Origin of the sequence: Accumulibacter sp. (assembly GCF_029255125.1) — a bacterium.
Classification (GTDB): domain Bacteria; phylum Pseudomonadota; class Gammaproteobacteria; order Burkholderiales; family Rhodocyclaceae; genus Accumulibacter.
On sequence record NZ_JAPUVR010000090.1, the window covers coordinates 49,797 to 58,517 of the forward strand.

The 8,721-nt window shown below is 63.3% G+C and carries 11 protein-coding genes; 8 read left to right on the top strand and 3 right to left on the bottom strand.

Annotation, left to right across the window (positions count from 1 at the left end; all coding sequences use genetic code 11):
* Positions 1-537: 537 nt before the first annotated feature.
* The 8 genes from atpD to Q1L59_RS07595 are packed head-to-tail and all read left to right on the top strand — an operon-like array spanning position 538 to position 6,669.
* Positions 538-1,974, top strand: coding sequence for a F0F1 ATP synthase subunit beta (gene atpD, locus Q1L59_RS07560; protein ID WP_300330321.1), 1,437 nt, complete (start codon positions 538-540; stop codon positions 1,972-1,974).
* Positions 1,971-2,375, top strand: coding sequence for a F0F1 ATP synthase subunit epsilon (locus Q1L59_RS07565; protein WP_300330324.1), 405 nt, complete (start codon positions 1,971-1,973; stop codon positions 2,373-2,375). The genes atpD and Q1L59_RS07565 overlap by 4 nt, the downstream gene beginning before the upstream one ends.
* Positions 2,372-2,644 (top strand): AtpZ/AtpI family protein, encoded by a 273-nt coding sequence (locus Q1L59_RS07570; RefSeq protein ID WP_300330327.1) that lies wholly within the window; start codon positions 2,372-2,374, stop codon positions 2,642-2,644. Before Q1L59_RS07565 ends, Q1L59_RS07570 begins: the two co-directional genes overlap by 4 nt.
* Positions 2,644-3,342 (top strand): F0F1 ATP synthase subunit A, encoded by a 699-nt coding sequence (locus tag Q1L59_RS07575; RefSeq protein ID WP_300330330.1) that lies wholly within the window; start codon positions 2,644-2,646, stop codon positions 3,340-3,342. The genes Q1L59_RS07570 and Q1L59_RS07575 overlap by 1 nt, the downstream gene beginning before the upstream one ends.
* On the top strand, positions 3,339-3,605 hold the full coding sequence (gene atpE, locus Q1L59_RS07580) for an ATP synthase F0 subunit C (protein WP_300330333.1): 267 nt from the start codon (positions 3,339-3,341) through the stop codon (positions 3,603-3,605). The genes Q1L59_RS07575 and atpE overlap by 4 nt, the downstream gene beginning before the upstream one ends.
* Positions 3,606-3,613: 8 nt before the next feature.
* On the top strand, positions 3,614-4,366 hold the full coding sequence (locus Q1L59_RS07585; protein ID WP_300330336.1) for a F0F1 ATP synthase subunit delta: 753 nt from the start codon (positions 3,614-3,616) through the stop codon (positions 4,364-4,366).
* Entirely contained in the window at positions 4,353-5,855 is a 1,503-nt protein-coding gene (locus Q1L59_RS07590) for a F0F1 ATP synthase subunit alpha (protein ID WP_300330339.1), read from the top strand. Before Q1L59_RS07585 ends, Q1L59_RS07590 begins: the two co-directional genes overlap by 14 nt.
* Positions 5,856-5,898: 43 nt before the next feature.
* Entirely contained in the window at positions 5,899-6,669 is a 771-nt protein-coding gene (locus Q1L59_RS07595; RefSeq protein ID WP_300330342.1) for a FoF1 ATP synthase subunit gamma, read from the top strand.
* A gap of 129 nt (positions 6,670-6,798) precedes the next feature.
* Here the strand turns inward: Q1L59_RS07595 and Q1L59_RS07600 are convergent, their stop codons facing one another.
* From Q1L59_RS07600 to Q1L59_RS07610, 3 genes are all read right to left on the bottom strand, one after another.
* Complete coding sequence (locus tag Q1L59_RS07600; RefSeq protein WP_300330345.1) at positions 6,799-7,701, bottom strand: fructosamine kinase family protein; 903 nt, start codon at positions 7,699-7,701, stop codon at positions 6,799-6,801.
* A 21-nt stretch (positions 7,702-7,722) separates the two neighbouring features.
* Positions 7,723-8,043 (bottom strand): hypothetical protein, encoded by a 321-nt coding sequence (locus Q1L59_RS07605; RefSeq protein ID WP_300330349.1) that lies wholly within the window; start codon positions 8,041-8,043, stop codon positions 7,723-7,725.
* A gap of 281 nt (positions 8,044-8,324) precedes the next feature.
* Positions 8,325-8,615, bottom strand: coding sequence for a helix-turn-helix transcriptional regulator (locus tag Q1L59_RS07610; protein WP_300330352.1), 291 nt, complete (start codon positions 8,613-8,615; stop codon positions 8,325-8,327).
* Positions 8,616-8,721: the final 106 nt, after the last annotated feature.

Here is an 8,721-nt window from a genome sequence, read left to right on the forward strand (position 1 = left end):
CCTCAAATCGAGTCTGGTCATTCAGACAAGCGGCCAGAGTCGCCCGCCAGAACTGTAGTTGATTGGCCCTTCCGAGAAGACCAAAGTCTGCGAGTACGCCGTCCTGGTAACCAACGCTGACACCTTGCCTCGGCCAGGGGTCGGCTCTACCGGGATCGGGCCGATTGCGAGAACGGCTTCGACAAACTGAAGAATCAACGGGTTTGGGGCGGCTACACGACGCAAGCTCTCGGCGCGAGCGGTTGCACTGACTTACAAAGGGGCGAGCTGGTATCTCCGCTTGGCGCATCGAAAGGCGGCTCGGAGGCGATCACCAGCCGTCCGCTGCTGCTCGCCCGGACGCGGTGAGACAACCGCGCGGCCGACTGCGGAACGACCTGCCGGCACTGCCTTTGCGCCGGACATTGACCTGCCCTGTTGCGCCAAGGGAACGACGGAAGCCTACAATGTATTAACCAAAGGTCTTCCGCATGCGCCTCATGCTGACGAGTTGCTGGGAAAACCCCGTATCGGGACTTTGGCGAAAGCATCTTGACCATGAACACATGCGGGCCATCGTCTGCCTATCAGGAACTGGTGCCGGGTTGCCCGGCGCCGGCTGGCCCGCCTTTGGGTGTCATCGAGGAGGTGCAAGGGCCGGTCGTCGATGTTCGCTGTTCCCGCCTGCCACCGTTGCACCGGGCGATTTACGTTTGCCTGAACGGGGAGCGTTTCACTTTTGAGGTGCATCGCCATCTCGATGAACATCGGGTGCGGGCCATTGCCCTGCATCGTACCAGTGGCCTGAAGCGGCAGATGCCGGTTTTCGATGGCGGCGGCGGTTTGCAGATACCCGTCACGCCGGATTGCCTCGGGCGCTTGCTGGATATTTTCGGCTGGCCGCTCGATGGTGGCCCGCCGCTTGTTCCCGAAGCCATGCGCCCGATTGTGGCGGCGCCTGTTCCTTTGTCGGAAGTCGCTGGTGCCGGCGACGTGCTGCTTACCGGGATCAAGGTCATCGACTTGCTCTGCCCCTTCGTGCGCGGTGGCAAGACCGGCCTGTTCGGTGGCGCCGGGGTGGGCAAGACCGTGCTAATCATGGAATTCATGAATGCCATCGTGCGTCTGCACCAGGGGGTTTCAGTCTTTGCCGGCGTCGGGGAACGTATCCGGGAAGGCCATGAACTCTGGCACGACATGCAGGATGCTGGGGTGATGCCGCGCACGCTGATGGTGTTTGGGCAAATGGATGAGTCGCCAGGCGTCCGTTTCCGCATTGGCTTATCGGCATTGACCTATGCCGAGTATTTGCGGGACACGGTCGCCAAGGAGGTTTTGTTCCTGATGGACAACGCCTTTCGCTTTGTCCAGGCAGGCAGCGAATTGTCCGGCCTGCTCGGGCGGATGCCGGCGACTGTCGGCTATCAGCCGACCCTGCTTTCCGAAGTGGCCGAATTGCAGGAACGCATCCTGTCGACCAGGCGCGGCAGCATTACCGCGGTCGAGGCCGTTTATGTGCCGGCTGATGACATGACCGACCCGGCGGTCGGCGCCATCCTCGCGCACCTCGATACGACGGTGATCCTTTCGCGCAAGCAGGCGGCCAGGGGGATCTATCCAGCCGTCGATCCGCTCGCCTCGGGCAGTCGGGCCATGGATCGCAGCGTCCTGGGCGACCGTCATTACCGGGTGGCGCAGAGGGTGCGCGAACACCTGGCGCGTTACCGCAACCTCGAAGACATCATTGCCATGCTCGGCCTGGAAGCACTGTCCGAGGCCGACCGGCGCATCGTGCACCGGGCGCGGCGACTGGAACGTTACCTGACCCAGCCTTTCTTCGTGGTGGCTGACCATACCGGCATTGCCGGTGCCTCGGTTCCCCTCGAGCGCACGCTGAGCGATTGCGAGGCCTTGCTGCGTGGCGATTGCGACGGCTTGCCCGAGGACGCTTGCTACATGCAGGGTAGTCTGGCGGGGAAAGGCGGTGTGGCGTGAGCAGCGGGTTTACCCTGCATCTGCAAAGTGCGGCGCTTTACGAATGCATCGAAGGCGTCGACAGTTTTGTCGGCCAGGACGCCAGCGGCAGTTTTGGCATTCTGTCCGGGCGAGCCCGCTTCATCACCGTGCTCGCCTACGGCCTCGCCCGTTTCCGCCTGGCGAACGGGAAGTGGCATTACCTGGCCTGTCCCGGCGCGGTGCTGTCATTCGCCGATAACCAGCTTTTTCTGAACACCCGCCGCTATCTGCGCGACGACGATTGCCAGCGGGTGTCCGAGTTGCTGAACGGGCAATTGGCCGCCGAAGAGGCTGAACTCAAGTCCGTGAAGGACAACCTGCAGCGCCTCGAACATGAGCTGTTCCGGCGCCTGCATCAACTGAACCGGTGGCCGGTATGAACGACGAAAAGTGGCGTCGCATGGTGCACCGGGATAGCGAACGGCTCAAGGGCGCCGAGCGCGAACGCCGCTCGCTGCTCGCCCAGAGCGTCTTTCTCGGTACCTTGTCGGTGCTCTTCCTGGCGCCGCTGATCGGTGGGGCTTACCTGGGACGCTGGCTGGATGGCTTGAGCGAAGGCTATTCGGTGCGGTGGACGATCAATCTGATCGTCCTCGGTCTGGCGTTCGGCGTGTTCAATGTCTGTGCCTTCATCCGGAAGAACTGGTGATGGAAGCGCTCAGCGTCATTTTCAGCATCGGACCTTTCGCCATCACGCGAACGGTCGTCACCACCTGGGGCATTCTGCTGGTGCTCGGGTTTGGTTGCTGGCTGGCGACCCGCCGCTTGTCCGTCGAACAGCCAGGCATGATGCAGAGCGCGCTGGAGGGGGTCGTGCAGGCGATTGATTCGGCCATTGCGACCGTCCTGGCGGAACGTTCGACACTGTTGCTGCCTTTCGTCGGGACGCTGTGGATTTTCGTTGCCGTAGCCAACCTGATCGGCCTGATCCCGGGGCTGCATGCGCCGACCGGCGATTTGTCGACGACGATGGCGCTGGCCGTCCTGGTCTTTCTGTCGGTCCATTGGTATGGTATTCGCAGCGCTGGTCCGCGCGCCTATCTGCGCCATTACCTCTCGCCCAGTCCGGTGCTTCTGCCCTTCCATATCCTCGGCGAGTTCTCACGCACCCTGGCCCTGGCCGTGCGTCTCTTCGGCAACATCATGAGCCTGGAAATGGCCGCGCTGCTCGTCCTGCTTGTTGCCGGGCTGCTGGTTCCTGTGCCCGTCCTGATGCTGCACGTCATCGAGGCGCTGGTTCAGGCGTATATCTTCGGCATGCTGGTGCTGATCTACATCGCCGGCGGCATGCAGTCCCAAGCCGAACAGACATCCACCCATTCAAACAAGGAAGGAAACAAGCCATGAGCGACCTGCACTGGTTTGCCCTGATATCCACCATCGTGGCCGGACTGGCCATTGCGCTGGGCATCATTTTTCCGGCAATGGCCATGGGCAAGGCCATCACCCAGGCGCTGGAGGCGCTTGCCAGGCAGCCGGAAGCGGAGAAGTCCATTACCCGAACCTTATTCATTGGCCTGGCGATGATCGAGTCGCTGGCCATCTACGTGCTGGTGATCGTCCTCATCATCCTCTTTCGCAATCCACTTCTTGAATATCTGCTCAAATAGGACCGGTCATGCACATCGACTGGACCACTTTCGCGCTTGAGATCATCAACTTCCTGGTCCTGGTCTGGATACTCAAGCGCTTTCTCTACAAACCGGTGCTGGAGACGCTGAACCAGCGACGTGCCGGCATCGAGAAAACCTTGCGCGAAGCGCATGCAGCCGAACTGCGGGCACACAGTCTGCAGGCACAGTACGAGGGTCGGCTGGCTGACTGGGGTAAGGAAAAAGCTCAAGCGAGAGCTGAACTGGAAACCGAGCTGGCGCTTGAGCGCTCGCGGCAGATGCAATCCTTGGCGCAGGATCTGGCCGATGAGCGGGCGCGAAATGCGGCGGTCGACGCGCATCGACAACAGGAAATGCGGCGCGAAATGGAAACCGCAGCACTGGCCCAGGCGCAGCAGTTTGTCACGACCTTGCTCGGCCGCTTGGCGACCCCCGCGCTGGAAGCGCGCATGCTCGATCTGCTGCTCGCGGATTGGGCGAAGCTTCCCGATCAACAGCTTTCCGGTTTGCGCGCGGCGGCCGGGGACTCGGCGCTCGAGGCCAAGGTAAGCAGCGCCTTTGCGCTGGATGAGGCGCAGCGCGGCCGGGTTGTCGAGGCCTTGAGCCAGCGCCTGGGTCGGCCGGTAGCCGTGGTTTTTGAAGTGGCTCCGGGGCTACTGGCTGGCTTGCGCATCTCCCTGGGCGCCTGGCAAGTCCATTTCAATTTCACTGATGAGTCAGCCAGTTTTGCGGCAGCCGCCAATCATGTCGACGGATGAGTCGCTGACTTCGCCGCTGCGGCGTCAGGCTGACTGGCTCAAAGCTTACGACCCGCAGTTGCGACTGGTCGAGCAGGGGCGGGTCATCTCGTTTGGCGATGGCATAGCCTGGGTAGATGGCTTGCCATCGGCTGCGATGGATGAGGTGTTGCGCTTCGAGGATGGTAGCCGCGGCCTGGTCTTTCATCTTGGGGCGAAACGAATCGGCGCCATTTTGCTGAATCAGGGTGGAGGCGAGCTGGAACTGAAGGCCGGGGCGGCAGCCTATCTGACCGGTCGAACGCTGGATATCGGGGTCGGCGATGCCTACCTTGGTCGTGTGGTTGACCCGACGGGTAGTCCGCTCGATGGCGGAGCACCGATACCGGCGACCTCACGTCGACCGCTGGAGACCGCTTCACCACCCATTCCGGCGCGCGATTTTGTTGATCGCCCGCTGGTTTCCGGCTGCAAGATGATCGATACGATGATTCCGATTGGCAAGGGGCAGCGCCAACTGATCATCGGCGATGCGGGAGTCGGAAAAAGCGCGCTCGCCCTGGATACCGTGATTGCCCAGAAGGGGCGCAAGGTGCTGTGTGTTTATGTGCTGATCAGCCAGAAACGCTCCAGTGTCGTGGCGACGATCGAAACGCTGCGGCGGACAAGCGCATTGGCATACACCTGTGTGGTGGTCGCCGAAGCGACTGCCATGCCGGGGCTCAAATACATTGCGCCGTTTGCCGGCTGCGCCCTCGCAGAAGGCTGGATGGCGGCCGGGCGGGATGTGCTGGTGGTCTACGACGATCTGACGACGCACGCCAAGGCATACCGCGAGCTGTCGTTGCTCTTGCGCCGCCCGCCCGGGCGTGAAGCCTATCCGGGCGATATTTTCTACCTGCATTCGCGCCTGCTTGAGCGCTCCACCTGTTTGGCCGCGGCTAGCGGCGGCGGCAGCATGACGGCATTACCCTTGATCGAAACCGAGCAGGGGGAACTCTCCGCCTATATCCCGACCAACCTGATTTCGATTACCGATGGCCAGGTCTATCTCGACCCACGCTTGTTCGCGGCAGGGTTTCTGCCGGCGATCGACATCACCCGTTCAGTCTCGCGTATTGGCGGCAAAGCCCAGCATCCGGCGATCAAGGCCGAGGCTGGGCGAATAAAACTCGACTACCTGCAGTTTCAGGAGCTGGAGATCTTTACGCGTTTCGGCTCGCGACTGGAGGCCGGCGTCGCAGCCAAGATCCGGCGTGGCAGCTTGCTGCGCGAGTTACTGAAGCAGGAACGCCTGGCCCCTCTGGCGCCCGAACAGCACATGGCCTGGTTGCTTGCTTACAACGAGGGCTGGTTCGACGGACTGGCGAAGGATCAGTTGGCGACGACACTTTCCTCGCTGATCGCAGACCCGCGGCTCTCGTCTTTGCGCCTGGAAAACAGCCGGGAGGAGTGGCGGCAGGCGCTTCGTGCCGCGCTACAAGGCACGCGAGATGAGCCGGCGGCGTGAACTGTCGAGACGCCTGGGCGCCTTGGCGGAAATTTCTGGGATCATGTCCGCCATGCGCGGCGTCGCACTGATGGAAACGCACATCCTGCAGGAGTTTCTGCTGACGCAACGAAGGATGGTGGCCAGTATCGAAAAGACAGCGGCCACCTTCCTCGCCTGGCATCCAGAACTGCTGCCGGTTGCCGAGCCCGCTTGCGAAATATGTATCCTGATCGGCTCGGAGCAGGGCTTTTGCGGTGACTTCAACGAGGCGTTGCTGCGTTACCGCGAAGCGCATTGCAACAACCAAGCCACCCCTGGGTACGTCCTCACGCTGGGCCATCGCCTGGCCAGTCGGCTCGTTGGTGATAGCGAACTCGCAGTGCTGCGACTCCCCGGCGCCAGCGTTGCCGACGAGGTGCCGGCGGTGCTGTTGCGCCTGACCCGCGAACTGAATCGGCTGCTCACCACCGGTGAACTCGCCGGTTGTGGTCTGTCGGTCCTCTACCATTGCGATGCCACCGGCGATATCCGCCTGCGCCACCTGCTGCCACTGCGTGACCTGCCGGCGCCGGATGCCTCTCCCTATCCGCCGGAAACCAATCTGCCTGACGGGGAGCTACGCACAGCCCTGACCGGATATTACCTCTACGCGGCGCTGAACGAAGTGCTCTACAGTTCGTTGATGGCCGAGAATCGGCAGCGGCACGCCCATATGGACCGATCGCTGAAAAGGCTGGAAGAAGACAGCGAGCATCTACAGCAGGCCTACAACGCGCAGCGCCAGGAAGACATCACCGAGGAAATCGAGGTCATCCTGCTTTCGGCAGGATGACTGGACGACGATTACGAATGGCGGCAGTAACGTAATAGAAGACAGCTACCGCCGTGCGCAAGTCGACTTCAGGGTGCCGGGGCAATCGCTTGTCCGCGGCCGCTCGTCGCCACCCACGGGAAGCGCGTCTCAGCGCTTGATCTCGGCCAGCAGTTGCCCGATCATCGCCTCGGCTTGCGCCAGGTAGCCACGACCGAACAGATTGAGGTGGTTGAGCACGTGATAGAGGTTGTAGAGCGTCTTGCGCACGGCGTAGCCGGCGGCGAGCGGCCAGGCAGCCCGGTATGCGGCGTAAAAGGCGGCGGGAAAGCCGCCGAAGAGTTCGCTCATGGCCAGATCGGCTTCACGATCACCGAAGTAGACGGCGGGGTCGAAGAGAACGAGCCGGCCGGCGGCGTCTGAGGCCACATTGCCCGACCATAGGTCGCCGTGCAGCAGACTGGGCCGCGGCTGCTCGTCGGCGAACAGTACGGCCAAGGCGTCCACCAGGCGTTCGCCGTCGGCAAGCAGGCGGCCGGCGTAGCCCTGGCGCGCGGCGCGTTCGAGTTGCGGTTGCAGACGGCGACGGGCGAAAAAGTGCGGCCAATCGGTGCTCGCGGTATTCGCCTGCGGGCTGCTGCCAATGAAATTGTCGCGCCGCCAACCGAAGTTTGGGGCGCTCATCCGGTGCAGTTCGGCAAGCGCCGTGCCGGCCGTTGCGGCGTGCTCGCGCAGCGGCCGCAGGTCGAGGTAGGCGAGCACGAGATAGGCCTGAGCGCCAGCGACGCCGTAGCCGCAGACCGCGGGAACGCGCAGCGCCGGGCAGGCGGCGAGCGCCTGTAGACCGTCGGCTTCGGCGGCGAACATCTCGGCCAGGCCGCCCTCGTTCAGTTTGACGAACCACTGTCGACCGTCGGTGCCAGCGAGCCGCAGCGCGCGCGAGATCGAGCCGCCAGCGATCGGCCGCAGGCTGTTGCGCGCCACGCCGGCACCGATCCTGGCCGCCAAGGCATCGTGCAACTCGGGCGTCAGCAGGTAGCCGGCAGAAGACATGCCGTCGCGCGCTCGGGCGCTTCAGCGACGCTGCCGGTCATGCTTCTGCCGGGCAATGTGACGACTCTGTACGTTCTGAGCCCGCTCAATGTGCTGGCGCTCGCTGCGTGTCAGTCGGCCATCGGCCTCGGCTCGATTTTCCATGTTCGCGACTCGCTGTTGTCCGCGCTCCAGGCGCGTCGCCTCGCGGCCGGTCAGGGCGCCCGAGTTGACGCCCTGGTCGATGCGCGTCTGCTGGTTCGCCTGACGGCTATCGACGCGTTGCGAGTCCTGCGCCGACACGGGCAGCGCAGCGCTCAGCAAAGCGCTGGCCAGGCCCAACACGATTACGGTCCTATGCATGCTTGTCTCCTCATTTGGGTCGGTGGCCTTGGCCGACGCACCGGGTGCGGGGCCTCCTGCCAGTCGGCGCGACCTGTCGGTCGTCGCCCGTGGGGCGTTCCGGCAGGACGGGCAAACAGTCTTGAGCACGTTTGCTCCGGAACTCCACGCTCAACGCCTGATGCCGGAGCTCGATGACCAGGCGCCGATCGTGCGCGGCGGCGAGTCGCCCGCGGTGCCGGCGAATTGCAATGGTAGACCACTGGCGTCTGGCGATGGCGGCAACGTGCCGCCGGCAGCTTTCAGCCGAACGATGGACCGCGATACGCCGACGGCGTCATGCCGCTCCAGCGCCGGAAGGCGCGAGTGAACGCGCTCTGCTCCGAAAAACCGAGCAGGAAGGTGATTTCGGTGACCGACCGAGCCGGGTCGTCGAGGTAGCGTCGGGCAAGTTCGTGCCGGGTCTCGTCGACGACGCCCTGGAAAGTCAGTCCGAGTGCGGCGAGCTTGCGCTGCAGGCTGCGCTGGCTGAGAGGCTGTGAAAAAATCCCGAGCCACCCTCCGGGAACGTGGGGCGCAGGGTATAATGACAATGTCAACTTCGGACGGTTTCTGGCGATGACTGAATCTCTTTTTCGCGAGGAAGAAGTGCCGGTCCCGGCTTGCTCGGCAAGTAGCGGCGAGGGCGGCAAGACGGCG

Coding starts and splice junctions, on each gene's coding strand:
- atpD (WP_300330321.1), top strand. CDS start 538: ATGAACACATGCGGGCCATCGTCTGCCTATCAGGAACTGGTGCCGGGT.
- Q1L59_RS07570 (WP_300330327.1), top strand. CDS start 2,372: ATGAACGACGAAAAGTGGCGTCGCATGGTGCACCGGGATAGCGAACGG.
- Q1L59_RS07575 (WP_300330330.1), top strand. CDS start 2,644: ATGGAAGCGCTCAGCGTCATTTTCAGCATCGGACCTTTCGCCATCACG.
- atpE (WP_300330333.1), top strand. CDS start 3,339: ATGAGCGACCTGCACTGGTTTGCCCTGATATCCACCATCGTGGCCGGA.
- Q1L59_RS07585 (WP_300330336.1), top strand. CDS start 3,614: ATGCACATCGACTGGACCACTTTCGCGCTTGAGATCATCAACTTCCTG.
- Q1L59_RS07590 (WP_300330339.1), top strand. CDS start 4,353: ATGTCGACGGATGAGTCGCTGACTTCGCCGCTGCGGCGTCAGGCTGAC.
- Q1L59_RS07595 (WP_300330342.1), top strand. CDS start 5,899: ATGTCCGCCATGCGCGGCGTCGCACTGATGGAAACGCACATCCTGCAG.
- Q1L59_RS07600 (WP_300330345.1), bottom strand. CDS start 7,701: ATGTCTTCTGCCGGCTACCTGCTGACGCCCGAGTTGCACGATGCCTTG.
- Q1L59_RS07605 (WP_300330349.1), bottom strand. CDS start 8,043: ATGCATAGGACCGTAATCGTGTTGGGCCTGGCCAGCGCTTTGCTGAGC.